The 26,490-nt window shown below is 60.5% G+C and carries 17 protein-coding genes and 1 pseudogene; 8 read left to right on the forward strand and 10 right to left on the reverse strand.

What is annotated here, in order from left to right; all coding sequences use genetic code 11:
- Nucleotides 1-27: 27 nt before the first annotated feature.
- The 3 genes from imuA to AYM40_RS37610 are packed head-to-tail and all read left to right on the forward strand — an operon-like array spanning nt 28 to nt 5,289.
- Nucleotides 28-735: a translesion DNA synthesis-associated protein ImuA gene (gene imuA / locus AYM40_RS37600; protein ID WP_063501232.1), complete on the forward strand. Its 708-nt coding sequence runs from the start codon at nt 28-30 to the stop codon at nt 733-735.
- The gene (locus AYM40_RS37605) at nt 665-2,128 is read left to right on the forward strand and encodes a Y-family DNA polymerase (protein WP_063501233.1); all 1,464 of its coding nucleotides are present in this window, start codon (nt 665-667) and stop codon (nt 2,126-2,128) included. The genes imuA and AYM40_RS37605 overlap by 71 nt, the downstream gene beginning before the upstream one ends.
- A gap of 11 nt (nt 2,129-2,139) precedes the next feature.
- Nucleotides 2,140-5,289 carry an error-prone DNA polymerase gene (locus tag AYM40_RS37610; protein WP_063501234.1) on the forward strand — a complete coding sequence of 1,050 codons (3,150 nt, stop codon included), beginning with the start codon at nt 2,140-2,142 and terminating at the stop codon, nt 5,287-5,289.
- 119 nt (nt 5,290-5,408) lie between these two features.
- On the opposite strand, the gene AYM40_RS37615 is transcribed toward AYM40_RS37610, so the two are convergent.
- Complete coding sequence (locus AYM40_RS37615; RefSeq protein ID WP_148662473.1) at nt 5,409-5,894, reverse strand: hypothetical protein; 486 nt, start codon at nt 5,892-5,894, stop codon at nt 5,409-5,411.
- An 856-nt stretch (nt 5,895-6,750) separates the two neighbouring features.
- Between AYM40_RS37615 and AYM40_RS37620 the strand changes: the two are divergent.
- A pseudogene (locus AYM40_RS37620) lies at nt 6,751-7,572 on the forward strand (OB-fold nucleic acid binding domain-containing protein); the annotation flags it as partial.
- Nucleotides 7,573-8,025: 453 nt separating this feature from the next.
- On the opposite strand, the gene AYM40_RS37625 reads toward AYM40_RS37620, so the two are convergent.
- From AYM40_RS37625 to AYM40_RS37655, 7 genes are all read right to left on the reverse strand, one after another.
- Nucleotides 8,026-11,139 (reverse strand): type III restriction-modification system endonuclease, encoded by a 3,114-nt coding sequence (locus AYM40_RS37625; protein WP_063501237.1) that lies wholly within the window; start codon nt 11,137-11,139, stop codon nt 8,026-8,028.
- 15 nt (nt 11,140-11,154) lie between these two features.
- Nucleotides 11,155-13,104, reverse strand: a complete 1,950-nt coding sequence (locus AYM40_RS37630; protein ID WP_063501238.1) for a site-specific DNA-methyltransferase — start codon at nt 13,102-13,104, stop codon at nt 11,155-11,157.
- A 37-nt stretch (nt 13,105-13,141) separates the two neighbouring features.
- Nucleotides 13,142-13,957: a DUF4391 domain-containing protein gene (locus tag AYM40_RS37635; protein WP_063501239.1), complete on the reverse strand. Its 816-nt coding sequence runs from the start codon at nt 13,955-13,957 to the stop codon at nt 13,142-13,144.
- Complete coding sequence (locus AYM40_RS37640; protein WP_063501240.1) at nt 13,954-17,199, reverse strand: helicase-related protein; 3,246 nt, start codon at nt 17,197-17,199, stop codon at nt 13,954-13,956. Before AYM40_RS37640 ends, AYM40_RS37635 begins: the two co-directional genes overlap by 4 nt.
- Entirely contained in the window at nt 17,196-17,453 is a 258-nt protein-coding gene (locus AYM40_RS37645) for a hypothetical protein (protein WP_063501241.1), read from the reverse strand. The genes AYM40_RS37640 and AYM40_RS37645 overlap by 4 nt, the downstream gene beginning before the upstream one ends.
- Before the next feature lie 539 nt (nt 17,454-17,992).
- Nucleotides 17,993-18,931 carry a hypothetical protein gene (locus AYM40_RS39785; protein ID WP_148662474.1) on the reverse strand — a complete coding sequence of 313 codons (939 nt, stop codon included), beginning with the start codon at nt 18,929-18,931 and terminating at the stop codon, nt 17,993-17,995.
- A gap of 19 nt (nt 18,932-18,950) precedes the next feature.
- A complete protein-coding gene (locus AYM40_RS37655; protein ID WP_420488536.1) occupies nt 18,951-19,544 on the reverse strand; it encodes a DUF6932 family protein in 594 nt (197 codons plus the stop codon).
- Nucleotides 19,545-20,005: 461 nt separating this feature from the next.
- On the opposite strand from AYM40_RS37655, the gene AYM40_RS37660 reads away from it, so the two are divergent.
- The 4 genes from AYM40_RS37660 (at nt 20,006) to AYM40_RS41160 (ending at nt 25,846) form a co-directional block, all read left to right on the forward strand.
- Nucleotides 20,006-21,904, forward strand: coding sequence for a phage integrase family protein (locus tag AYM40_RS37660; protein WP_063501243.1), 1,899 nt, complete (start codon nt 20,006-20,008; stop codon nt 21,902-21,904).
- Nucleotides 21,905-22,143: 239 nt separating this feature from the next.
- On the forward strand, nt 22,144-23,328 hold the full coding sequence (locus tag AYM40_RS37665) for a ParA family protein (protein WP_063501244.1): 1,185 nt from the start codon (nt 22,144-22,146) through the stop codon (nt 23,326-23,328).
- A 6-nt stretch (nt 23,329-23,334) separates the two neighbouring features.
- Nucleotides 23,335-24,309, forward strand: coding sequence for a ParB/RepB/Spo0J family partition protein (locus AYM40_RS37670; protein ID WP_063501245.1), 975 nt, complete (start codon nt 23,335-23,337; stop codon nt 24,307-24,309).
- Between the two features lie 268 nt (nt 24,310-24,577).
- A complete protein-coding gene (locus AYM40_RS41160; RefSeq protein ID WP_148662475.1) occupies nt 24,578-25,846 on the forward strand; it encodes a Replication protein O in 1,269 nt (422 codons plus the stop codon).
- A 1-nt stretch (nt 25,847) separates the two neighbouring features.
- Here AYM40_RS41160 and AYM40_RS37685 read toward each other — a convergent pair whose 3' ends face one another.
- Complete coding sequence (locus AYM40_RS37685) at nt 25,848-26,099, reverse strand: helix-turn-helix domain-containing protein (RefSeq protein WP_063501248.1); 252 nt, start codon at nt 26,097-26,099, stop codon at nt 25,848-25,850.
- 84 nt (nt 26,100-26,183) lie between these two features.
- Complete coding sequence (locus tag AYM40_RS37690; protein WP_063501249.1) at nt 26,184-26,369, reverse strand: hypothetical protein; 186 nt, start codon at nt 26,367-26,369, stop codon at nt 26,184-26,186.
- Nucleotides 26,370-26,490 lie beyond the last annotated feature (121 nt).

A 26,490-nucleotide genomic window follows, 5' to 3' on the forward strand; every position in this document is an offset into this window, starting at 1 on the left:
TACTGTATATCCATACAGGATATCGCCATGTCAGTCGCTCCAGTCCACGCCGAAGCAATCCACCCCGATTTGTGGCGAGGGACGCAGCTCGCTCGCGGCGTCGGAAAAACCGTCGATACAGGCTATGCGGCACTCTCCGCCGAGCTGCCGGGAGGTGGATGGCCCATTGGCGCGCTCGTTGAGCTGCTGGTGCAGCAGCCCGGCGTCGGTGAAATCCGGCTACTCCAGCCGGCGCTCAACACGGTCAGCAAGCGAACGCTTGCCCTGATCCAGCCACCCCATGTGCCCAACGCACTAGCTTTTTCATATCTGGGACTGCCCATCGAAAAGCTGATGCGTATTCGCGCGCCGAGGACCGCTGATGCGCTCTGGAGCGCGGAGCAGATACTGCGAGCAGGCAGTTGTGGCGCATTGCTTTTCTGGCAGCAACACATCCGGACGGATGCCCTACGGCGGCTGCATCTTGCGGCGCAGGCAACGGAGACACTCTTCGTGCTTGTCCGCCCGTTGGCCAGCGCATCTGATGCATCACCGGCCGGGTTGCGGCTGGGCCTGCGCCCTGCTGACGGAGGACTAGTCGTCGACATACTGAAACGAAAAGGTCCCGTCCGAAACGAGACAGTGTCTGTCACCCTTCAACCTTCACCGATTCTGCTAAGCCCCTATGGCCGTGTTCGTCGCCATTCACTTACCCCGGCTATCGCTGGAGGTGTTCCGTCCGAGGTGGTCGTCTAGGACGGAGCATGGATGCGTGGTGCTCGAGCGGGAAAAGGTCCTCGTCGCCGACGCCGTCGCGCGGGAGGCCGGTGTCGCCGTCGGCATGCGGCGCGGCGGGGTCATCACGCTTGCACAGGATGCACTGGTTTATGAACGCGACACTGCACGCGAGCACGACGTGTTGCTCGAAGTCGCGTATGCGGTCATGCGGTTCTCGCCAATGGTCGCTCACTGCGCAGAGGACACTGTTCTGGTAGATATCACCGCGAGCATCCGCCTTTTCGGCGGCGTTCGACGCATCTGCCGCGCGATCAGGCAAATCGTTGAGACCATTGGCGTCACGGGCCGCATAAGCCTTGCGCCGACAGGTCAAGGTGCGTGGCTGTTGTCAAAATGCGGTCAGACCCGCGTGCTCAAGTTGCAATCGCTCGCGAGCATGCTGGACACACTGCCTTTCGAGGTCGTCCCGGAGATGCGCCGCTACGCCGACTGGTTCAGCGGGTTGGGCTGCGTCCAGCTGAGCGATATCCGCCGGCTACCGCGAGCGGGCCTAAAGAAGCGCTGCGGCGTCGCCCTGCTCGACTCGATGGACCGCGCGTACGGTGTCGCGCCCGAAGTCTTCGAATGGCTTCAGGTCCCACCATCTTTCAACGCGCGCGTCGAGCTGCCGGACCGGGTCGAGCATGCTGAGGCGATCCTCTTCTCTGCGCGCCGGCTCGTAGTGCAGCTCTGCGGCTGGCTTACTGCCCAGCAGCTGGCCCTCACAAAAGCGACCGTGCTACTTGAACACGAACGCGGTCGGGACGCCATTGAGCCGACAGCTATCGAAATTGCGCTCGCTGAGCCGACGTGGCACGAGGAGCACCTGCTACGGCTGCTTAAAGAACGGCTCGGGCGTATCGAACTAAGCGCCGCAGCCATTGCGGTTAGCTTGAACGCTACGCAGGTCGAGGCTGCAGAACCGCCCAGCGATACGCTCTTTCCGGAGCCGGGTGGCTCGGCAGAGGACCACAACCGGCTGGTCGAATTGCTCGTCGCACGTCTCGGATCAGACAACGTCGAGCGACCGGCGCCGACCGCTGATCACCGGCCAGAGCGAGCGAATCGCTGGGTACCCATGCAATCGCCGGAGAAGTCCGTCACCGTGGCGCGGGGCGTGCCCCGTCCGACGTGGTTGCTCGAAACTCCGGTGAAGCTGCTCATCCGGCAGCATCGTCCTTTTTACGGGTCGCCGCTCAAGCTGGTATCGACCGCCGAGCGCATCGAAGCCGGCTGGTTCGACGGCGAGATGACCGCGCGCGACTACTTCGTCGGGCAGGCGGCCGACATGAGTTGTTATTGGATCTACCGTGAGCGCCCAAGCGCTACTTCCGACGAAGTCGTTTGGTATCTGCACGGCTTTTTTGGCTGACGGTCGAAGCGATGGAAGTGTTCTCCCCAGCACTGCCGGAGTATGCGGAGCTTTTCTGCTTCAGCAACTTCACTTTTCTGCACGGTGCGTCGCGCGGTGAGGAGCTTGTGAGCCGCGCCGTGCAGCTGGGGTATGCGGGGCTGGCGATCACCGACGAGTGCTCACTCGCGGGAGTCGTGCGGGCACACGTACAGGCCAAGGAAGAAAAGCTGCCGCTCGTCATTGGCTCGTACTTCCGGCTCGTCCAGGCAGACAAGAGTCCCGCGTTCGGACTGATCCTCTTGGCGCAGAACCGCGAAGGGTACGGCAACCTGTCCGAACTCATTACCCTCGGACGGATGAGAGCGAACAAGGGCAACTACATACTCACACCGCAGGACATCTCCCGACCGTCGCATGGAAATGAGCACCTGCGTGGCATGCCGGACTGCTTGGCCATCCTCGTTCCAGACTTCCCGGCGAAGGCTGAAACCTTGGGCCCGCAGCTTGAGTGGATGGCAAAGACGTTCCCTGCCAGGGCGTGGGCTGGGCTCACGCTTCACCAGCGCGCGATGGACGATATTCATCGTGGCATCGTGGAACACGTCGCTGACACTTATCGTGTGCCGGTCGTTGCAGTAGGCAACGTGTTGATGCACGTGCGCTCGCGCAAACCGCTGCAAGACACGATGACTGCCATTCGGGTCGGCAAGCCTATCGCTGAATGCGGCTACGACCTCGCGCCTAATGCGGAGCAACATCTACGCTCACGGCTACGGCTCGCGAACCTGTATCCGGACCACACGCTGCATGAGACGCTCAACGTCATGGAACGCTGTACCTTCTCGCTTGATGAGCTTCGGTACGAGTACCCGGATGAGCTGGTCCCCGCGGGATACACCCATGAAGCGTATCTGCGGCAGGAGACTTACATCGGCGCGCATCGGCGTTTCCCCGATGGGATTCCACACAAGGTGCAGGAACAGCTTGAACACGAGTTGCAGCTTATTCGTGAGCTGGAATACGAACCGTATTTCCTGACCGTCTACGACATCGTGAGGTTCGCACGCAGCGAGCACATTCTGTGTCAGGGCCGCGGCTCGGCAGCAAATTCTGCTGTCTGTTACTGCCTCGGCGTCACCGAAGTCGATCCGTCAAGAAGCGCCATGCTCTTCGAGCGTTTTCTCAGCAAGGAGCGAGCGGAGCCGCCTGACATTGACGTAGATTTCGAGCACCAGAAACGTGAAATCGTGATCCAGTACATCTACCGGAAGTACGGACGTGACCGGGCAGCCATTGCGGCCGCCGTGCACACGTATCGGCCGCGAGGTGCACTTCGCGAAACGGGAAAAGCTCTTGGCATCGACCCGCAAATCGTCGACCGTGTCGCCAAGAATCATCAGTGGTTCGATAGCTCCAGGGATCTGCTCAAACGCTTCACCGAATCAGGACTCGACCCGGACAACCCGATGATCGCAGCTTGGGCATCGCTTGCCGGACAGATTCTGAATTTTCCTCGACATCTCTCGCAGCACTCAGGGGGGTTCGTCATCAGTCGGGGAAAGCTCACCCGCCTCGTGCCTGTCGAAAATGCGGCGATGGCTGACAGGACGGCAATCCAGTGGGATAAGGACGACCTTGAAGCGCTAGGGCTTCTCAAGGTGGATATCCTCGCCCTCGGGATGCTTTCGGCGATTCGGCGAACCCTCGACATCGTCTCCGAGCAGCGGGGCGAACGCTTTGAAATGCAGGACATCCCGCCGGAAGACAGAAAGACGTACGCCATGATTTCGCGTGCCGACACGGTTGGTGTTTTCCAGATCGAATCGCGCGCGCAGATGTCGATGCTACCGCGCCTGAAACCGCAGACCTTCTATGACCTGGTGATCGAGGTCGCCCTCGTCCGGCCTGGCCCGATACAGGGGGGCGCTGTACATCCGTACCTGCGCCGTCGACAGGGACTGGAGCCTGTGACCTATCCGAGCGAGTCTCTGGAGACAGCGCTCGGCCGGACGCTGGGCGTGGCCATTTTTCAGGAGCAGGTGATGCAGGTTGCGATCCTTGCAGCCGGATTTACGGCCGGCGAAGCCGATCAGCTACGACGCGCAATGGCTGCGTGGAAGCGCAAAGGTGGACTTGAGAAGTACTATGATCGAATCGTCAACGGCATGCTTGAGCGGGGCTACGAGCGGGCCTTCGCCGACAACATTTTCGAGCAGATCAAAGGCTTCGGCGAATACGGCTTTCCGGAAAGCCACGCTGCCAGTTTCGCGCTACTTGTCTATGCGAGCAGTTGGCTGAAGTGCCACGAGCCGGCTGCATTCCTCGCGGCAATGCTCAATTCTCAACCGATGGGCTTTTATTCCCCCTCACAGCTCGTGCAGGACGCGAAACGTCACGGCGTGCGCGTTCTGCCAGTCGACGTCACAGTGAGCGACTGGGATTCGGTGCTACGGCATCAATCGCCGGACTCAAAACCGAGCGTGCGGCTCGGTCTTTCCGTGCTGCGCGGCATGCGTGATGGCGCCGCGGAGCGTATCGAAACCGCGCGGGCCGTCCGACCCTTTTCCAGCGTCAGTGACCTCGCGCGGCGCGCTCAGCTCGACCGCCACGATTTGCAGGTGCTAGCCGCGGCCAACGCGCTTTCATCGCTCGCTGGCAATCGGCGGGAAGCGTTGTGGCAGTCTGCGGCGGCGATACCCGATAAGGACATGCTCGCCGTCGCGCGCATCGACGATGACACGCCGGAACTTGGGGCACCGTCTGAGGCCGAGGATCTCGTGAACGACTACCGATCGACTGGCCTGACGCTCGGCCGGCATCCGCTGGACATGCTGCGGCCGGTGCTGGCCGAACAGCGCCTGACGACAGCGGCTACGCTGAATGGCTATCGCAACGGGCGCCTTGCACGCGCATGCGGACTTGTCACGGGGCGGCAACGCCCCGGGACGGCGAACGGCGTGATGTTCGTTACGCTGGAAGACGAAACGGGAAACGTCAACATCATCGTCTGGCAGTCGGTCTTGGAGAAGTATCGGCGCGAAGCACTAAACGCTTCCCTGCTCGCGGTGTACGGCACATGGCAATCGGAAGGCGGAGTACGTCACCTTGTCGCGCAGTTGCTGATTGATATGTCGCATCTTTTAGGTGATCTGACATTGTCGAGCCGGGACTTTCACTAACGAGCACTCAGCGGGACAACGGTATGGGCGCCTCGAGCTTTGACGGGGCATGCCAAGGACGGTAGGCGCAGCGCCGGTGCGACCAAAGGGTGGCAACGCTGCCCGGGCGGTCGTTTGCGTTACGGTGCTTCAGCGTCCTCTTCCTCGTTCCCGAATCGGTGGCGATCGAGCGTATGGACAGCAAAAACGAATACGCCGATCAGCCAAAGTAAGCCGGCCGCTGCCCCAATCTCTCCTACCAACGGAATCAGCACGTCTAACAGGATCTCCCAAAGTGCCGCGCCCAATAGAACGAGCGCACCGAAGACACCGCAGACCAGGACTAACCGTAGCCGCTCGATCGGGGGAGAAAGTGAGCGGGCGAGAATCACCTCCCGGCAGATGAATCCCGCGAGCGCGGTAGGGGCCGCCACAAACGCGCATGTGAACGCTATCCGCAGAGTTGTATCCAGCGAGCCCCGGCTTATCAACGCTAAAAGTATCGCGAACGCCGTCGTTGCGTTGCCAAGCGTTGCTAGTTCGACCAGCCGCAATAAATGCGGCGGCCGCTCGGAGCGCACTTCAGCGGCGCTCGACGGGGATGCGTCAGGAGGATTTGAAGCCACGGCGGTCACAGTCCATCAGCAGAGCGTTGTGTACCGCGATCGGCATGCTCGAACGAAGCACGGGCTCGAGGGCCGTCACGCCCCTGTCAACAACCTCGGTTGCCTGCGCGATCGTCATGCCTTTCAGGCACGCGGCTGTTGAAGTTCGCAAATTCCGCTAATGGTGTCCGTTGGGGCGCTAATCGTATCCATTAATTCTGCTAGCCCGGATTTTCTACCGCAACGTGAACTCACTGCCCGACACGACTGACCAAGCGAAGGACGACCTAGCGCTGATCAACATCCATACAAAGTATGTTGAAGGCCCCGACGTGATACGCAAAGTGCCCTACTGTATGGCCTTTTTGATCTGCGCAGGGAGGCGGGCACCTTCCGAACATCAAAAAAAGACCTTCGGTATTTGCACTTTCTGCCGCTTCAATCGAATGCACTCATTGGGCTCCTATACAGGCGCATTAGCCGAATTAGTGGACACGACAAACGCGTTAGCAAAATCAACGGACATCCGAGCGTGCAGACGTTGTTGAAACGCAACGCCCGGAAAAGCGCTCGAAACCGCCGCTACGCCTTATTTCGCGCGGTCAAAGTCAACTCTTACATTAGCGTAATCTACGGACGCCATTAGCGGTTTTGAAGGGCTGCAACAACTGCCGCCTCACGGCAGCAGCGCGAGATTGACGAAGCCCTGATCCCGCACATCGCTCCACTGGGCTGGAACCACATCAACCTGACGGGCGACTATGTGTGGCACGCCAACCAACGCGTCGCCAAAGGCCGATTCCGGCCGTTGCGCGCGATGAAATCGACTAAGTCGAAGTCTTAACGTACGAAAAAATCCCTTTCTTGAGGGCCCCCCTATTCGCCATCGCAGCTCGTGCAGGATGCAAGGCGTCACGGCGTTCGAGTTCTGCCGGTCGACGTCACATTGAGTGACTGGGATTCGGTGCTGCAACGTCAGTCGCCAGACTCAAGGCCACACGTCCGGCTCGGTCTGTCGCTGCTTCGCGGTATGCGTGATGGAGCCGCGGAGCGTATCGAAACCGCGCGGGCCGTCAAACCTTTTTCGAGCGTCAGTGACCTGGCCCGGCGCGCTCAGCTCGACCGCCACGACCTGCAGGTGCTGGCCGCAGCCAGCGCACTTTCATCGCTGGCCGGCAACCGGCGGGAGGCGTTGTGGGAGTCTGCCGCAGCGACGCCCGACAGGGACATGCTCGCCGTCGCGCGCGTCGACGACGAGACGCCGGACCTTGGGGCACCGTCCGAAGCTGAGGATATGGTGAACGACTACAAATCGACCGGCCTGACGCTCGGCCGGCATCCGCTCGACTTGCTGCGGCCGGTCCTGCGCGAACAGCGTTTGATGCCTGCGGCAACCCTGAACGGCTATCGCAACGGGCGCCTTGCACGCGCGTGCGGGCTCGTCACAGGACGGCAACGCCCCGGGACTGCCAACGGCGTAATGTTCGTCACGCTGGAAGACGAAACCGGAAACGTCAACATCATCGTATGGCAGTCGGTCCTGGAGAAGTATCGGCGTGAAGCGCTCAACGCTTCCCTGCTTGCCGTGTACGGCACGTGGCAATCCGAAGGCGGGGTACGCCACCTCGTCGCGCAGTTGCTTGTCGACATGTCGCATCTTTTAGGCGATCTGACACTGGCGAGCCGCGACTTTCACTAGGGAGCGCTTCTGTCAAACGAAGAAAAGTTGGTACGAATTTCCACTAAAGGTGCAACCAATCCTGTCAAATCAAACACAAGAAAACCTGGCGCATCGGGGGCGTACATATAAATCATCTTGGCCGGTCGGCCGAGTTGATTGTCGAGGGTTAAGTGGTCATGGTTGTCGCTGCTCCTTCGTCATTGTCGTTGGGTGATTGCTCCTCGCTCAGAGCGTCGTCGGGTAGACGCCGAACATGGATCGCTTACATCTGATTCGCGGGCACGGGCAACCCGTCGCGGCGGGAGTAGTGCCCGAGCCGGTTGACTTCTGCCGCGATAGCAGGCGCTGTCATCGCCTCACCGGCGATCGAGAGTATTTCGACTATCGCCTCATGCAAAAAGTCAACACAGCCCCTCCACTTCCGCTACCGACGATTGTCGCGATCGTAGTTGACCGACGAGAGCAGAACGACTATTTCAGGCATTCCTTGACGGCCTCGTCCTGGTCCGCAACCTCGTTCAACAGCCCCGCCACGTCCTTGAACTTGCCGTACCTTGCCGGGTTCTCTCCCACCGCCAGTGCATGGAAGTGCGCCCGACCGCACTCAATCTTCGCGCTTTCGCGGTCGCGCAGATCGTCGGCGAACAGACTGCTCTTGGTTTCGGCAACAAAGTACAGCTTGTCGCCGTCGGGCGTGGTCACGAGCACTGCCCAGTCCGGGTTGTAGGTCCCCAACGGAGTTGGCACCTTGAACCAACCGGGCAGCTTCGCGTAGACCTTGATGGCTGTGTTTTTCTCCAGTTGATCGGCGAAGTCCTTCTCGACATCCGAGTCGTAGACCACGTGCTGGTACACCGATTTTTCGGTGTCCTTCAACATGTTCTTCAGGTATCCGGTCAGTTCCTCCTGCTCGAACAGCTCCTGCGCATAGAACGCGGCATCGCCTAGGCGTTGGTACCTGATGCCATCCACCAGTGCGTTGCGCTTGCATCGGTTGACCGCATCGGCCGCGATCTCGATGAACTGCTGGGGGTTTCGCTTGAAGTCGCCGAGTCGGTTGCTCTCCGTCAGGATGCGGCCAATGCTGCGCCGGGTCAGCTGCGTTCGATCCTGCAGCTCGGTCAGCACGTCGGGTAGCTCGATGTCGGCCTCGTTAAGGTTGACAATGTCCGCCCCACCGCGCTCGGTGGCTTCGACCCCTGCTTTGCCGATGGCCATCCCCGCCTTGCGCCACTGCAGCCGTGTCTTGGCGATTGGTGGTGCATCGGTGAGCGCCTTGATGCAGTCGCCGATCAGCTTGTCGTTGTCGAACTGCACACGATAGGTCGTCTTCTGCTTGATGCGGTCCCACAGCGCCTTGAACTCCGGACTGTCCAGCACAGCGCGGCGCACGGGCACACTGCGGCGCTCGTCAGCGTTCTTGATCTCCAGCTTGCCGGAGGCCTTGCGCAGCAGCTCGGCAATCTGCGCGCGATGGGGCTCGAACTCGGTGGGCAGCGCCAGCGTGTTGTCCTTCAGCGCCTTCTTCAGCGTGTCCTGCACTTTACCCTTGGCATCGATGTAACCCTGCGCCTTCAGGTAGTCGGCCAGCGTCTTGGACGCGTCGAACCCGAGCGGTGCCTGCTTGCCATCGGCCTGCGTCACGGCGACCACGGCAAAGAGGTGATCCGGCACCACGCCGAATTGGATGCCGGTTTCTCTCTCAATGTCCCTCTGCAGGTTTTCGGCGAACTGCTGGTAGCTCTCGGTGGCGATCACCGTGAGCGTATTGACCTCGAAGCCGCGCAGGCGCTGGCCGTCCTGGTTGACGCACAGGCGCAGCCCGCGCCCGATGGTCTGGCGCCGCCAGCGTTCGGTTTCACGGGTGGAGAAGTTGCAGATCTGGAAGACGTTGGGGTTGTCCCAGCCTTCCTTCAGCGCCGAGTGGCTGAAGATGAACTTGAGCGGCGAGCTGAAGCTCAGCAGCTTCTCCTTGTCGCGCATGATCAGGTTGTAGGTGTCGTCGTCAGCCTTGGTTTCGCCGCTGGTGTCCTTGAACACCTCCACCGTCTTGCCGCCGAGTTTCCTCTTGTCGATCGAGAAGTAGCCGTTGTGCACTTCGTCAGTCGCGCTGTTCAGGTCGATCTCGCCGAACAGGCTCTGGTAGTCCGGATGCCTGGCCCAGCGCTTGTATTCCTCCTCGAAGATGCGTGCGTATTCACCCTTCAACGCGTTGCCGTTCTCGTCGTACTGCCGGTACTTGTCCACCGCGTCAATGAAGAACAGGCTCAACACCTTGACGCCCTTCGGGCCAAGGAGCTTCTCCTTGTCCAGGTGCTCCTTGATCGTGCGGCGGATCATCTCGCGCTGCACGGCGGTAACATCTACGTCGCCCCAAGCCTCGCCCGGCCGCAAGTAGATCTGGTCGCCGGGGACGTGAAGCTCGATGAACTCATCCCCCCTGCCGGTACGAATCGTGCCTATGCGCATGTTGGCGTACATCGCGCGCCGCGTGGTCTGTTGCAGATCGTCACCATCTTGCACTGTGACCTCCTGGCGCTGCACACCACCCGCGCGGTTTTCGACGTCCAGTTCGACCTTGGCCGTGATGGCTCCGCGTCGGTTGCTCACCGACACCAGCTTCACGAAAGCCTTGTTGTTGGCACTTTCCACCGTCGCTGCCGCCACCTCGATCTGCTTGACGAGTTTCTGCTCGTAGGCGTCCACCGCATCAAGCCGGTAGACCATGTTGTGCTTGTCCACGTGGGTAGCCGAGTAGCGCAGGCTGCATAGCGGGTTCATGCGGTCCAGTGCCTTCTTGCCGCGGCCATCAATACCGCCATCCACGCTCTGGGGCTCGTCCACAATGATGAACGGACGCGTGGCCCGCACAAGGTCTATAGGCTTCTCGCCCCCCGTCTTCTCGCTGGCGCGATACATCACGTTCTTGGTCTTCTCGCGACGGCGCGACTCGTCAGATTCCTCGGCGGCGGCCTCTTCTTCGTCACCGAACTTGTTGATTGAGCTAACTGTGATTACCATAATCTGCACATTCGGGCTGGTGGCGAAGTTTCGCACCTGGCCAAGCTTGGCCGAGTCGTACTGGAAGAACTCGTAGCCTTTGGCGCTAGGGTACAGCGCCTCGAAATGCTCCCGCGTGATCTCCAGCGTCTTGTTTACCCCCTCCTTGATCGCGACCGATGGCACCACGATCACGAACTTGGTGAAGCCGTAGCGCTTGTTCAGCTCGAAGATGCTGCGCAAATAGACGTAAGTCTTGCCTGTGCCGGTTTCCATCTCCACGGTGAAATCGCCTGAGAGCTTGGCAGAGGGCGGCAGGCCGTTGCGTAGTTGGATCGCCTTGAGGTTCGCGTCAACCTCGTCGTCCAGCAGTGTCAGCCGGTTGCCGATGCCGCCTTGCTCGGTCTCCTGCATGCCCTCCAGCATGGCTTGCGTTGTGCCGACCTCGCTATCGACTGTTGTGCCAGCCGCGCGCATGGTGACGGTGAACTCGGAGCGGCACACCTCCTGGCCACGGAAAATATCGCACACCGCGTCGATGGCAGCGGCCTGATAGGGTAGGTCGGCTTCGAAATGGAGCTTCATGATCGTCAACGGTCCTTAGAGGCTGCGCACTTTGGCGATGCCGTGCTGTTCGAGAATGGCTGCGAGGTTGCTCTTCGCCACGTCATCGGCGAAGGCGCTATCGCGGAACACGCAGACAGTCTCGCCCGCCGGCGCCTGTTGCTGGTGCCAGGCCACGATGCCCAGCGCCAAAGGCTCAGCATCGGCTGCGGTGATGCTGGTGTCCAGGCATGTGATCAGGACGCCACCACCGACGCTGTTCACCGTCTTGCGGGCAATAGTCTGCTGCTCGATAGGTACGCACAAGTCCAGGCCCAGCTTGAGGAGCAGCTCGTAGAGCACGTCGGTCTCGGTGCGGCCGGCATCGACGTGCTCCTGGTGGTCGAGCAATGACTGTTCAATATTTTCGCGGTTCGGTGACCAGGCGCGGATGTTCGACGTGTCGAGCTTGAATACGCGGAAGCCGGTGTCGCCACCAAACATGGGATTGTCGGCCTTGACCTTCGCCGCTGCACGGCGCAGACGCTCCTTGGTTAGCTCAGCGATCGTGCGAGGTTTGCCGAGCTGGTCGCAGAAGTCGGCAGCACTTGCTTGGTCCTTGTTGTCGGGATCGAGCGGTTCGGGGAGTTGAACCAAAATGTAGCGACGGTTGCCACCATCGATAGCGCTTTGAGCCATAACAGCGTGGCCGGTAGTTCCAGAGCCAGCGAAAAAATCTAGCACCACACCGGTCTTATCGGTCGATATCTCGCAGATATTTCGGATAAGGTCCACTGGTTTTGGAAAATCAAACACCTTCTGACCATTAAACAAATCCCTAACTTCTCTCGACGCCTTCTTGTTTCCCTCAAGATTGCTCCAGAGATTCCCAGGTTGCTTCATTCTTCCTTCCAGATAGAATTTCTGGTAAGGCTTCCATTCTAGAGTACCCGCGTTTTCTCCCTTGACCTCTTTCCAAAGAATGAGCCCGTTTGACAGGTGATCCTTGTACGTTTCGAATCCGCATCGCCACCTACTCTCATATCCGCTAGGCCCAATCGGATACACGTTAGTGCCATCTGGGGCTTCAACCGGATAAAACATACTTGGTCGATCAACTCGCCTATCTTCACCACCGGTCTTGCGCAGTGGCCTAGTCAGAAAACGACCTCGATCATCCTGTTGATCGTAAATCTTTTCACCGTCTTCGGACAATGACTGGCCCGCGAAACCTGTCTCATTGGATCGGGAGTAAACGACAATGTAATCCAACTCATTCACCAGTCGTTCCGTGCCCTGACCCGTCGGTGTGCCTGTGGGACGAGTAATCTGGCCTTTAAAATTCTCTTCTCCGAAAATCTCATCGCAAGCGACTCGCAAATTTCCAATTTCATTTTCGTCAATACTGATGAAAATGAACCCATCCTCTCGCAATAGGTTCCACGCTAGCTTCAAGCGTGGGTACATCATATTCAACCAGTCGGTATGAAACCGACCGCTGGCTTCGGTGTTGCTGCTGATCTTCGCGCCACCTTCGATCTGCCCTGTCAGCTGCAGGTAGTTCTTGATGTTGTCCTGGAAGTTGTCGGGGTACACGAAGTCCTTGCCGGTGTTGTACGGCGGGTCGATGTAGATGAGCTTGACCTTGCCCGCGTAGCTCTTTTGCAGCAGCTTCAGCACTTCAAGGTTGTCGCCCTCGATCATCAGGTTCTGCGTCGTGTCCCAGTCGACGCTTTCCTCCCGGCTGGGCCGCAGCGTGCCGGTGCTGGGCGTCAACGCCAGCTGCCGCGCGCGGCGCTTGCCGTGCCAGTTGAGGCCGTACTTCTCTTCCACGTCGCTCGCCGTCCTGTCGCCGAACAAGGCCTTGAGCACGTCCACGTTGATTGCGGCGCCATCGACGCCCTCAGTAAGCAACTCTGGAAACAGGGCCTTGAGCTTGGCGATATTGTCGGCCACGGGGTTGGAGCTTTGTGCTTCGGCCGATGTGGCCTCTAATTTTTCGAACATGTTTTTGTTTCCTTTTTGGGTCAGGTGCGCGCGGGGATCATGAGTTGTCTTCGTTCAGCTGGGAAACTGCCGAGGCGCGTTCCTGCTCAAGGCGTTTGATTTCCAAGTTGATGGCCACTTGTCGTGCCATCTGCTTCTCTTTGGCCGCTCCAAGACGCAGGTTCGCCACCTGACTGTCGATTTCGCGGCAACGCTGCAAGGCGGCTCGCCAAGCAGCAGCGTGTTCGGGTGACGTGCTGGCAACGAACCGCCCCGTAATGGCGGCCGCTTGCAGCGCGGTAGTGGTGTCAATCCAGCCCTGGTACAGGGCGTACAGATCGGCGCGCGGCTGGCGGCTCAGGGGCAGTCCTTCCAGGAAGGCCATCAGACTTACTGTGTCGCCGGTGACGTGATCGCTGAAGCGAACCTCTGCCCGCCCATCATCCAGCACAGTCTTGTCGGCTTCCCGTTGTGCCCAGCGGATGTGCGCCAGCGACATGAGCACGTCGGGCCCGTCTTCCAGAATGAGCACAAGCGGGTACGGGATGGCGCGGTGCACCAGCTCGGCAATGCGAGAAGTCTTGGCTTGCTCGCGCAGGGTGATGCAGAGTACTGCCAGTTCCAGGTAGGCTCGCAGTTCGTCCCGAAACTCGGGGATGCCGATGTTCGCAGGCTTGAGCGCTGCCACCCAGGTAATCTCTTCGATGCCGTCTTGAATGAGTTTCTTGTCGGCGGCAGTAGGCGAGCCATTCTCCACCAGCAGCTTCTTGGGCACACGTTGGTTGACCAGTGCCGCTCCCGGCAAATCCAGCGCGGCGATCAGGTCACGACTGGTGAAGGGTGAAGATAAAGGGCTAACCCCTAGTGCGGTCATGTAGCCGGCTCCATACTGCCCTGTTCGACGTTTTCCTGTCCGTTGCCAGCAAGAACCACCAGATACGCGACCACCTCGAAGTCGTTAGAGCCGGCAAACTCGCCGGGTCTGGCGTGGGTGCCGCCCGGCGAGAAGAGACTGGCCACGGCCCGCTCTTCGCTCTTGCCAACGACGGAGGCGACGGCCGCTGCCAGCAGTCGCTGCGCGCAGCGCATATCTTCGCCCTGCTTGGTTGATGAGTCGTGCCTTGCACAGGCGGCAGCGTCGGGGAGATCACGCCCCACGCTCAGCCGCTTGAGCCGGTCGAGAATGCGTTTGGCCTGGGTGTACGGTAGCAGCACCGTGCCGTCATCCCCCGCGTGTACGAGGTAGTGCGGCGCAAGGGGGTAGCTCGGGTCAATGGTCTTTTCAGCCGTGGGTCCCTCGGCTCGCAGGCAAAACACAACGCCGGGCGGAATGTCGGCGTCGATGCTGGTGGTTACGGCAGAGGCCCCCAGCGGCATGGATTCGAGCTTGCCAGGGTGCGCTTTGAGGTGCTGAGCCAGGTCGATGCGGAAATCGGTCAAGGTCAGGTCGGTGATGGCGACACCCGTGGACAGGTCTTCAAGATCGATGACTGCGTCCTGCAGCTTGAGCAACTGCTTGCGGCGATATTCCAAATCGTTCATCTGGTTGCCCGATTGTTGCTCGATCAGGTTCTCTTCGCCGGTGGCAGAGATGTCCAGCAGCACCATGCGACCACTGACGCGCTGCTCCAGGTTGATGTACTCCTCCAGCTCCATGTTGGGCCAGAAGTTCACGAGTTGGATGCGCTCGTTGGGCGAGCCGATGCGGTCGATACGCCCGAAGCGCTGGATGATGCGCACCGGGTTCCAATGGATGTCGTAGTTGACCAGCCAGTCGCAGTCTTGCAGGTTCTGGCCTTCAGAAATGCAGTCGGTGGCGATCAACAAGTCCAGCTCGCCCTCGTGGGCAAGCTCCTCCGGCCGCTCCTTGGAGCGCGGCGAGAAGGCGGTGAGGATACTGGTCAAATCCTTGCGTTGGCCTGGCAAGGTCGACCGGTTTCGGCCGGAGCCCGTGACCAACGCCGACTCGATGCTGAGCTCGGACTTGGCCCAGCCGGCCAAGTGTTCGAACAGGTAGGTGGCCGTGTCAGCAAAAGCGGTGAAGACGATGACCTTGTGGTTACCGGCATTGCTGGGATTCTTGCATTTCTCGGCGATGAGATCGCGCAGTTTGCACAGCTTGTCATCGCGTGCAGCGGTGACCTGCTCGGCAGCGGCGTAGAGCGTGGCCAGGCGGTTGCGGTCTTCGGCAAGGTCCTGCTTCCAGCGGATGAGGTCCACATCGCCCAGCAGCACCTTCACCTTGCGGCCGACCAGCAAGGCCTCGAACGCTGGATCGTCGATGTCCACATCGGCGATGTCGAACTCTTCGATTTCGTGGTCGTGCGCCTCGATGCGCGCAAGCGTGGCCTCCACGTCCGTGAGCTGGCGGTGCACGGTGAGCGCGAACGACGACACGGCGCTTTCCATGCGCTTTAGCACGTTGACGCGCAACAGGTGGATCAGGCTCTCTTCACGGTCCACCTGGCGGAAAAAGCCCTCGCCGCCACGGATCTCAGTGCTGTACTTCGCGTCGTAGGCGGCTTGCTTGTGGGGCAACACGTAACGCAGTGGAGCGTAGGCGGCCAGGTTGAGACGGCGGATCTCGAGGTTGATGTCGCGGATGGAGCGGAACTCGCCTGCGCGGTCGACGTCGGCCTTGATGTTGATAGGCGGTAACCGGTCAGGGAAACGGCCGGTCTCGGCCGTGCCGTAGTACTTCTCGATGTGGCGACGCGAACGGGCGATTGTCAGGTGGTCGAGCAGCGCGAAGTAGTCGAAGCCGAGCATCTCCACCAGCAGCGACGGTGTCTTCTCGTCTTCGGGCAGCTCCAGCCAACGGTTGAAGGCCTTTTGCGCACGGCGGGTGGTGCTGTCGATGCTGGCGATGCCATGGTCGACCAGTGCCGTATCGTCACCCTCGGTGACGAACGCGATCTGGTTGCGCAGGTCGGCCAGTCGGTTGTTGACCGGAGTTGCCGAGAGCATCAGTACACGCGTCTTCACGCCTTCGCGGATGATCTTGCGCATCAACCGGTCATAGCGGGTTTCGTTGCCCTGGCGTGGCGTCTTCTTGTTGCGGAAGTTGTGGGATTCGTCGATCACCACCAGGTCGTAGTTGCCCCAGTTCACATGCGACAGGTCGATGTCGCCGGAGTGGCCACCATCACGCGACAGGTCGGTGTGGTTCAGCACGTCGTAGTTGAGCCGGTCGGGCGAGAGCACGTTGCGCCGGTCGTTGGCCTTGTACAGCGTCCAATTGTCGCGCAGACGTTTGGGGCAGAGTACCAGCACCCGATCGTTGCGCAGCTCGTGGTATTTGATGATGGCCAGAGCCTCGAAGGTCTTGCCCAGGCCCACGCTGTCGGCAATGATGCACCCGCCGAAACGTTCCAGCTTGTCGAGCGCGCCCACCACGCCGTCGCGCTGGAACTTGTAGAGCTTCTTCCATACGACCGTGTTGCGAATGCCCGTCGCGGACTTGACGATGCGGTCCTCGTCCATGCCTTCTCCTGTGCCGGAAAAGAGGTGGTGCAGCATCAAGGTGTAGATGCTGGACGGGTCGCGGTGGGCGGAGAGCTCCTTGATGGCGTCGATTAGTGCCGCCTTGGTTTCTGGCTGGTCCTTCAGACTGGCCCATTGCGCGTCGAACCACTGGCTGAGCATCGCGGCTTCGGCAGAGTTCTCGGAGGCCTGAACCAGGCTCAACGGATTGCCGGGGGTCAGGCCTAGCCCCTCCGTGCTGAAGGCGAAAGAACCCAGTATGGCTTGCTGTGCCTGCCCTGCCGCATCGCGCATCACCAAGGTACCCTGAGGGATCGCCCCGCTGGCCTGCCGCACGTGGGCTTTGCCCTCCACCCAAGCCGCGAACTTTCGCGCAAGCCACGGAGCCTGCAGTTGGTTGCGAGCGGGGCGGTCAGCGGCGTTGCCGAGTAATCGAAGGTCCGAGGCGTTGGCGGAGTCGACGGCGGGAAGGACCAAGCGCGCCTGCGACAGCTTGGCCGCATCGGCCAGGACCTCGGCAAAGGCAAACAGCGAGAACGACGGTGACACGGCGTCGAGCCGGTGACCGGGCTTCAGCCATGGGCGTACGAGGTCCAATACGCGGTCGGTTCCAGCGTTGCTGACAAACTTCATTGGGGTCCCTTCTTCACTGACTCGGAGCGCAGCCGGAGCCCCTCAGCCCAGTATTGGCAGAGCGTCGGCACGGCGTAGATCCGGTGCGGGTTCAGATCGACGCAGGCGTCGAGCAATGATTGCGACAGGCGATCAACGCCGCCAGCGCTGTGCCGATGGGAGATCTCGTGGGCATAGTACTTGGCGTGGCACTCGATCGCGGTCCCTTTTAAACACTTTCCCCGAAATCGTTCGAGCAGGTTCAGTCCAGGCATTACTTCTGCTCCCCTCTAATCTATTTGACGCTTGGCCTCTCCCCCAAGATGCTGCGATTTTAACGAAAAATCGCCTTGTCCCTTGCTTTCCAGTTGCGATCGTTGAAGCCGCGTCACTTGCTATTGAGATAACGGCAGGGGCGACGACAGTTTAAAGGCCGAACGTCCAGGGGTTTCCTCTTCCGTTGCGACGGGCAGAGCCTGATCGAGCGCCGTGCGGGGGAGTTGGGGAACATCTGATGCAGCGCTAGTCACCAATGGTGCGTGTGTTCCAGGACGACGTGCAAAGGCTTGAGTTTGTAATGTAGGAGTGCCACTAGGTAGACGCCGCGTCACGAAAACATCTTTAGGTTCACACGTCATGCCCTTGCCGCTTCGTCCCATCGCTTTCCGACGGAACCCGCGCTGCTGGTCTCAAGCCGCCGGAGGTGCCCAACAGGTCCGCATGGTGTCTTTATCTGGTCCCAGATCTTCGCCGCGAATCCCTGCCGCTGCGCGACACGGCAGGAGCGAAGGCCTGCCGGTTTCCCCTAGCGCGGCTAGCCGTCCGGGCCCACAAGACGCATCAGCGTATGGACCTGCCTCGGCGCCCGATTGCGCTCACGCAGCTCGCGGGTCCTGATCTCGACCCGCCAGGGCATCTGTGGAAGCGTGCGCGCGTCGATCGGTGGATGTTCGATGTCGGCCTGTTCCTGAATCTGACGGATGACGGCCGGACTGACCGTTCCCTTCAGGACAAGCTGGCCACCGTCGTCACCCACCGTATAGAAATCGAACCTTCTGGAGTCGGGGAGCAAAAACAGGGTCCCCGTCATCTCGGCATCGCGCTCCACAATCTCGATGGCCTGGGTGCGCTCACGGGCGAGCGCGACGGCGTGACGATCGAGCAGAAAGTCCCGGGTTCCGTCGACCACCCGCATCGTTGCGCCCTGCTCGTCGAGCCGCTGGAAAAACTGCCTGAGGGTGACCAGGATGCGCTCATCCAGTTCAGTCGCCGCCTCTTCAAATACGGCCTCATCGTCGGCACCTACCCGAGAGAGGATGTCGGCGATTTCGTCGACGGCAGTTTTGAGCGGCGTTTCAACCATTTGAGGATTGCTGCCGGACTCCTCGAGCACGAATCCGACCGATCCCCGCACGATGTTTGTCACGAGCATCTGTGATGTGTCGACGCGCGGTACCGGCCCGCGCTGAGCCAGCCGGCCGAACTCGCGGCCAGAGAAGCGTTTCGAGACGAGTGCCTGCAGGTCCTCGAGCGCCTTGCCGGCAAAATCGGCGTTGATGCCGCGTGAGCCCTGAACCGGACCGCCGCCAAAGAAGATGCCTAACTCGGCATGGGTCACTGCGCGCGTCATGACCTCGCCAAGCGCCTGCTGGATTTCTTCCTTGCGCGAGGAGAACTGATACCAGCCGATCGGATCGTCGGCTTCACTGCGCGACGCGAGCAATGCGTCGACCGCAGACAGATCGGCTTTCAATGCATCAATTTCGAGTTTCCTAAGCATTGTCGTCGCCCTCCTCGTCAAACACCAGGTTCTGGAGATGGGCCCGCGCCTGATCATCATCCGACACCAGCGGTATCTGGACCATTCCTTTCCACAGCGCGGTCTCGCGCTGATGTGAGAAGAGACCGAACCAATAGCGCGTGTCATCGACCAGCAGTTCCGGTCGCTTGCCCATATGCACAAAGTAGGCATCGCAGCTATAGAGCCGCTTGGTTTCGCGCTGATCAAACAGCGCGTGGTGTGCTGTCATCCACGCGTCAAAGGCAGGCTTGTCGGCAAACTGCGGTGTATATCCAAACGTCACCACATCAATATCAGCCGGCGGTCGTGCCCTTGCCTGTTCGACGTCCTCAACGAAGCTGCCGTCCATCCATTGAAAAGCCCGCGCGGTGTCGATAGTGGCGATCCTGAGTGCTTCGCGATAGTCAAGCAGTCCGTTGAGAATGCCGGTCCGTTCGGGCGAGGTCGCGAAGTGCTGGGCGAACTCGAGCATTTGCGAGCGGTACGGCGACATGGTCGCCGGCAATGTCGGATCGTCCCCCGTGAATGGCGGCAACACCATCGAAGCGTTAAATCGTGGCAGCACGTCTTTACCTGCGTCTTCTTATCGAACTTCAATTATGGCAAGAACCCTGCAAAGCAGCCATCGGAATGAATTACGCGTGTGGCCCGGGTCCCACAAGCGGGGGCACCGACGACGAGGCGTGCCTCATAGCGCGGCGCGCCGCTGAAACCGCAGACGAAAAAGCGCCCTTTTTTGCCCCGACAGAAAATCGCCACATCTGATAACTGGAGTTATCGCGAATGGTGATTTTGCTTGTCAGATTGGGGGGTCAATGATAGCCTTCGCCCAAGTGCTTGATAGCAAAGAACTATTTGATGTGGATGCCATCGCGTTGTCGACCGTGAAATGAAAACGCCGCCTGGCCCGGAGGGGTGAGGCGGCGTCAGAGGTCACCTTTCGATGTACTCGCACTGTGTCGATCCAGTATTGGTCGCGAACCCGGACCTGTCAAGAAACTGGCCAGAACGCCCTTAACTACAGCCATGAACCGACGCCTGACCCGCCAGCACTTCGCCCTGTACCGAGGCTATCTCGACGGCCTCACTGACGTGCAGCTGCACGCGAGCTACGGCGACGCCGGCACGGACGTGCGCGTGACACGCCGCTTGATCGCCACGTTGCGTGACACGCTGTCGGTGGCCGCGCGCCGTGCCCGCGACATCGAGGCGGCGCACCTGCTGCGGCTGAAACCGGGCAGTATTCCGCCGACCGAGCTGCACGCGCAGGACTCCGTGCCGACGCTCGACGCGTACCGCGATAGCGTCGATCCGGACGGCGTCTACAGCGAGGCCGAACTGCTGGAGCTGTATCGCGCGGACTTTCCGCCCGAGGCCTCGCCCCGCGTTGACCGGCGCATTGCCCGCAACGCCCGGCTGCGGCGCCGGCAGGCCGACGCGCTGGCACGCATGGAAAAGGCGCTGGTTCACGATCCCGTGCCGCATCACCCGCTGGAAGGCTGGTTCGAGCCCGCCGTCGTAGCGCGCCTCACGGCCGCGGGCCTGGCGACGCTCGCGGACCTGCTGGCCCTTATCGGCCGACGCCGCAACCGCTGGCACGCCGAGGTGCCGAAACTCGGTCCGAAGGGCGCGCAGCGCATCATGGACTGGCTGTCGCTGCACGCCGGATCGCTCGGACAGGTACTGTCACCGCTGGCCACCACACCGCGCCGGCAGCTGCAGGCCGGACATCCCGCGCTGTTACGGTCGCCGATCGGTGGCACGGTGCCGGACATCGTGCCGATGGAGGCACTGCGCGTGTCCGCCGAACTCGACGGCTCGCAAGGCCTGAACCGCGCGCCCGTTCCCGCCCACCAGGCCGAACTGAACACGGATCTGGCGGCAGTCTCCGCCTGGGTGAGGATTCGGGGCGCCCGCAGCCCCGACACCGCGCGGACGTACCGGCGCGAGGGCGAGCGCCTGCTGCTGTGGGCGATCGTGCAGAAGGGAAAACCCCTGTCGTCACTGAACACGCTGGACTGCGCGGAATACATTGATGTGTTCCTGACGGACCCCCAGCCAGCCGCGCGCTGGGTTGGCCGCGGTCGCGTCGAGCGCTTCGAGCCCGCCTGGCGACCGTTCGCTGGCCCGCTGAAAGACCGCAGTCGCGAGGACGCGCGCAAGATCCTGCGTGCCATGTTCAGCTGGCTGGTCGGTCAGAGGTATCTGGCCAGCAACCCGTTTGACGGCTTGCCAAGGTCCAGCGAGGTCGAGGCGGTCAATACCACCGGGCGCACCCTCACGCACGCCCAATGGAAATACGTGCTGCAGACGACGCGGCGGATCGAATACACGCCGGAGGAGCAGCGCGACCACTTCACCCTGCTATTTGCGTACGCCACCGGCCTGCGCCGGGCGGAACTGGCCGGGGCAATGACGGGTGATCTGACACGTGCGGCGCTGGACGGCGCACTGGACGACGCCTGGGAGCTAAAGGTACGGGGCAAGGGGCGCCGTAACCGGCGCGTGCCCATGCCGAAAAAACTGATGGCCGAGCTGGAGCGCACCCTTACGTCCCACGGCATGCCTGCGCTGCTGGAATGCCCGAAAGAAACACCGCTGATTGGGCATCTGCAGACCGGCAGGCGACTGACGCCGGACGCCGTTGCCCGCCTGTTCAAGCGGATCTTCGAGCGCGCGGCGGATCAGCTGGAGACCCGCTACCCCGGTGCCGCGGCCGATCTGCGCAACGCTAGTACCCACTGGCTGCGCCATACCCACGTCAACCACACCCTCGACAGCGGCGCAGACGTGCGCGACGTGCAGACGAACCTCGGGCACGCCAGCCTGGCCACGACGACGATCTATACAAAAGGGGACAGCGCGCGGCGTTACAGAGCAGTCAATGCGTTCTTCGAGGACGCGCTTCTCGACACGCAAAGCTAGTTTTTTCGCATGCGAAAGCGCCAGTTGCAGCCTGGTCCGCCTGCGCTTTTCCTCACGTAATTTCTCACGAAAATCCGCCGAACCCAGCATTTACAGGGCTCCCAGGCGATACATCCCCGTAAAAGTTAACTTGCGTTTACCCAAGGCGACAGCTACGCTTCGGGAAATTCTATCGGCTGGCCGTATTTTCGCCCAAACGATAGAACACAACCACCGGAATGGAACGCCCTAAGAACGCTATGGATCTCGACCTCGCGAATCCCGGAAAGACGACGCCCGAAGACCTTATCAAGCTCGCCGGCCTATCTGACTTCATGCTTCAGAAGATTCGCGACGAGCTGCTTGAACCGTTCCCGCGGAAAGTCCCGCCGATGATCAGTTCCGCCCGGGTGCAAGAGATGTGTGGCATAGACACGCAGCGGATGGCGTACGCCATGAAGAAAGGCGAGCTTCCGCAAGGCACGCAGTCCCGTCGAGGCGCTCCACGACAGTTTACCGTGGAGGAGGCGGTCCAGTGGGTCAAGGCCGAATTGAACCCTGCCCCACGTAGCGGCCCGGGCAAAGTCATTGCCGTAGCCAACTTCAAGGGCGGCGTCACGAAAACTACGATGTCGACCATCCTGGCACAGGGGCTCGCGTTGCGGCGGGGTCGACGAGTCTGCCATATCGACCTAGACCCGCAAGGAAGCGCCACGACGCTTTATGGGATAAATCCGCACGCTGAGGTTGACGCGTCGCAGACGATCATGCCTTTGGTGGAAGCGTTCTTGAAGGGAGAGCCGTTCGACATGTCGGCGCTTCCTCAGTCCACTTACTGGCCAAACCTCGATCTGATCCCTTCGTCGACGGAATTGTTCAACGCGGAGTTCATGCTGCCCGCTCGCGCTTCCGCAGGTGCCCGTGGCGAGCGCTTTGAGAACGTACTGCACAAGGGCCTTGAGGCTCTGCGCGATGAATACGACTACATCATCCTCGATACGGCCCCCACGCTTAGCTACCTGACGATCAATGCCATTTTCGCGGCTGACGGTGTGATTGTGCCAGTCGTTCCGGACGTACTGGCGTTCGCGTCTATGGTTCAGTTCTGGCACCTCTTCTCGGACTTGGTGACCGGCATGGCCGCTAGAGGGGATGAGTCGAGGAAGGAATTCGATTTCATCGATATCTTGGTGACCCGGATGACGCCAAAGCCCGCGGCGAAAGCCGTTCAGTCTTGGATTTCCCAACTCTACGGCTCGAGGGTGATACCTGTCGAGATACCCGAAACCGACGTTGCGCGAAACACCAATATGCGGTTCGCGACCGTCTACGACCTCACGGTCTATGAGGGCGGCGCAGAGACTCTCCGGCGAATCCGAACCCCGTGCGACCAGTTCGTCGACCGGGTGGACGACAAGATCTCGAGTCTCTGGCAAAAAGGATAGACGACCATGGCGACGATGAAGAATTTCGCATCTAAGGCGGCTGGCATCAAGCTCACGAGCGAAGAGGTGGCCGCGGCTGGGAGTCGTCCGGTCGGCTCCCCCCGGACCGCTCCGGGCCAACTCATGCACTTGCAGGCCACCGCCGAGCAACAACATGATGAAATTGAGCGCTTGAAGCGCGCGCTCGCCGAACGCACAGCCGAGGAAGAAGTCGACCTCGACCTCATCGACGAGGTAGAAGGCAGGCGCCGAAAACTGAGTCCGGAAGAATACGCTGAACTCAAAGCCAACCTCGAACGTAACCCGCTGATTACACCGGTGGTATTACGCCGCCGGCCAGATGGCCGACGTGAATTGGTCGCCGGCCACAACCGCACTGCCATTTATCGCGAGCTGGGCCGGCCACGCATTCGTGCCGTGACCCAAGATATCGCCGATGAGGATGTCAGCAAGTTCGCGTTTTTCAGCAACCTGTTGGCCCCCTCCCTTTCGGACTTCGAGAAGTATTGGAATTTCCTTCAACTGCAGACCGAAACGGGACTGGACCACGCGGCATTGGCAGAGATTGCGGGCATTAGCCGCGTGCATGTGACTCGGATCATGCGCTACGACGCGCTGCCTGAGAAAGCGAAAGAGATCCTCTTTCGACGGCCTGAGCGACTAGGCAGTACTGCGGCGCAGGCCCTTTCTCAGATAGCAGAATCGGGGCGGACCGAGGCAGTCATTGCGGCCATCGAAAAGCTCGTCAACGACGAGACCATGACGCAAGAGCAGGCTGTGAGCATGGCTCGCGCACAGCGACCAAAGACTGCCGCGCCGGAAAAATTGTTCGTCAAAAGCGGCAAGCGCCACATCTGCGAAATTTCGGTTCGGAAAGGGGTCGTAGGGGTTCAATTCAAGGGCGAGGACGCAGAGTCTGCAAGCGATTGGGCGCAGCGGATTCGAGAGTTCATCGCCGACCAGATCACGAGCAAGGAGTGATGTACGAGTCGTACATACTTATAAATCAATGACTTACTGGAAAAGAAAGGAGCTTAGATGCAGTCGATGACGCTCTAACGCTAGAAAGACAAAAGCCTTCGGAACGGCTAATTCCGAAGGCTTTTGAATATTGGGCTTGCTGTCGCTCGCCCCTCCTGCTGCACTCCCCCGACGGCTAATCGGGCGAAGCACTGACACTTCGGAGTGTAGCGGAAAGCGATCGGCAGTCAAGCATGTGTCTTCCATTTTCTGAAAATGGTCGCTCGACATGTCTATCGCGCAACGCTCTGTTGCTGGCGAGGGTGAAGCTCATCCTTGCGAAGCAGAAAAATTAACCGCAGAAGGCGACGCACAAGCTCGCGCCGAATTCACCTGCGACACAACCAACTTGCCTTGGGTGATATTCCGGGCCGTCCATCGTGCCGCGCAACTACAAGGCGTCAGCGCACGCTCCCGCGCCCTGCTCGCCGCTCTCGCCCGCACCGTGGACGCCAAACGCCCCTACGCCGCCATATTCGCGCGCCGTGAGCTGCTTACCGGCCGTGCCATGCAATCCATGCGGACCTTCTATCGCAGTCTCGATGATCTCGAAGCTGCAGGCCTCATCACGCGCCCCCCCCAAAGCCGATATGGCCAAGCTGGCCTGTTTGGTCGCGCCTACCTCCATCTCACCGAAAGCGCGGCCTTGCTGCTTGGTCTCGTCGTCAAGGAAGCTCCAGCCAGTCACACGGCGTCACCAGATGCCAAGGCCGAAGGTGCGCAGCAAGCCCGGGGCGAGTCGCTGAATAGTCGGTCTGCCAACGTGGCAGACGGAGCTATATATAAGGATCTTTTCCCTGCTTCTCAAAAGAGACAACCAGGCACCCTCCCCGAGGATCTCAAACGCCTCACTTCGCTGGGATTTCATGAATTTCTGGTCTTCAAACTCATGACCGAAGCCAAAGCAAACGGCAAATTCCTCTCCGACGTCGTCGACGTCAGCTGGGCTGGACTCAAAAAAGCGCACGCGCCAATCAACTACCTCCGCGCCCTTCTTCGCAAGCCTGTTGACTTCGCGTATCGTGCCCGGCAGCTTCGGAACCAAACCGTTCTGCAGCAACGAGAAGCAACCGAAAATGCGGAAGTGACGGCCACGGTAGCGCGCTGTGTTGGCCAAAGCTTTTACGACGCGATCGGAACCCGACGAATAACCCTCAGCGTGGACGGAAGCACGTTGACCGTGGTTGATGCGGTCGAAGGCATCCCCCGGACCGTACTGAATGGATGGCAATCGGCGTTTGCCAAAGGCATCCGGAAAGGGGACTTGCAACCGGCGACCGAAGCGCGTGACGCCACGTTCGACGGACTCGCGAGCAATGCCCCGACGCAGACTGCTGCAGCCAAGACTGAGTCGGCTGGACAACCTCGACAGCTCACGGGCGGCATTGCGGGACAGCTCGACGCTATCAAAAACGCGCTGCGTGCGGCGGGGAAGGGGAAGTTTGCGACGGTCTGGTCAGGACAGGCGCAGAGCCGTCCCGCGAACGCCGCCTCATAGCTCACTGCTTGTCCAGGGAGGCAAGTTTCGAGAACGCGGTACCCGGATCAATGCCACAGGCGCGACACCAGTCGAGGTAAAACAAAACATCGACATATCGCTCTCCGCGCTCGATTTTAGAAACGTTCGGCTGGTCTACGTGCAGCCGCCGAGCGAGTTGCACCTGCGTGAGGTCGGCAGCAAGTCGAAGCCTGCGCATATGGAAACGCAGACGCTTGTAACGCTCGTCATTGATGTTGATAGTAGGGGGCATACGCGTATGCTCCCTACTATCATCAAATATGCCATTTTGACCTATTCGCGATATGATCGTCCTGCGGGCAAACGTACGACGAAACTAGTTGAGCTTGGCTCCAACCAGTGTGGCCGCGTTACGGACAATTCCGATGTCGAAGTTCACCGACGCGCGGAGGCCTTCGCCAAAGCTGGTGAAGAAGTCAGTTGAGCCGCCATTAGCCGTGTGGGCCATGACCGCGGCTTGGATGAACAGGGCGCCGAGCAGGCAGAGAACGAAACGGATCATGTCGGTGTATCACCGCGTCAAAGCGGCTTCGATAGGTAAGGGTGGAGGATCATATGTGCCTAGTTTCACTTTCTCTCTGATCCGGGATATCTGCCGGCCGATCACAGCGGCAGACATGTTC

Origin of the sequence: Paraburkholderia phytofirmans OLGA172, assembly GCF_001634365.1 — a bacterium.
In the GTDB taxonomy this organism is placed as follows: domain Bacteria; phylum Pseudomonadota; class Gammaproteobacteria; order Burkholderiales; family Burkholderiaceae; genus Paraburkholderia.

Excerpts from the sequence above, each read along its gene's own strand:
- imuA (WP_063501232.1), top strand. The coding sequence starts at position 28 with ATGTCAGTCGCTCCAGTCCACGCCGAAGCAATCCACCCCGATTTGTGG.
- AYM40_RS37605 (WP_063501233.1), top strand. The coding sequence starts at position 665 with ATGGCCGTGTTCGTCGCCATTCACTTACCCCGGCTATCGCTGGAGGTG.
- AYM40_RS37610 (WP_063501234.1), top strand. The coding sequence starts at position 2,140 with ATGGAAGTGTTCTCCCCAGCACTGCCGGAGTATGCGGAGCTTTTCTGC.
- AYM40_RS37625 (WP_063501237.1), bottom strand. The coding sequence starts at position 11,139 with ATGAAGCTCCATTTCGAAGCCGACCTACCCTATCAGGCCGCTGCCATC.
- AYM40_RS37630 (WP_063501238.1), bottom strand. The coding sequence starts at position 13,104 with ATGTTCGAAAAATTAGAGGCCACATCGGCCGAAGCACAAAGCTCCAAC.
- AYM40_RS37635 (WP_063501239.1), bottom strand. The coding sequence starts at position 13,957 with ATGACCGCACTAGGGGTTAGCCCTTTATCTTCACCCTTCACCAGTCGT.
- AYM40_RS37640 (WP_063501240.1), bottom strand. The coding sequence starts at position 17,199 with ATGAAGTTTGTCAGCAACGCTGGAACCGACCGCGTATTGGACCTCGTA.
- AYM40_RS37645 (WP_063501241.1), bottom strand. The coding sequence starts at position 17,453 with ATGCCTGGACTGAACCTGCTCGAACGATTTCGGGGAAAGTGTTTAAAA.
- AYM40_RS37660 (WP_063501243.1), top strand. The coding sequence starts at position 20,006 with ATGAACCGACGCCTGACCCGCCAGCACTTCGCCCTGTACCGAGGCTAT.
- AYM40_RS37665 (WP_063501244.1), top strand. The coding sequence starts at position 22,144 with ATGGATCTCGACCTCGCGAATCCCGGAAAGACGACGCCCGAAGACCTT.
- AYM40_RS37670 (WP_063501245.1), top strand. The coding sequence starts at position 23,335 with ATGGCGACGATGAAGAATTTCGCATCTAAGGCGGCTGGCATCAAGCTC.
- AYM40_RS41160 (WP_148662475.1), top strand. The coding sequence starts at position 24,578 with ATGTCTATCGCGCAACGCTCTGTTGCTGGCGAGGGTGAAGCTCATCCT.
- AYM40_RS37685 (WP_063501248.1), bottom strand. The coding sequence starts at position 26,099 with ATGCCCCCTACTATCAACATCAATGACGAGCGTTACAAGCGTCTGCGT.
- AYM40_RS37690 (WP_063501249.1), bottom strand. The coding sequence starts at position 26,369 with ATGATCCGTTTCGTTCTCTGCCTGCTCGGCGCCCTGTTCATCCAAGCC.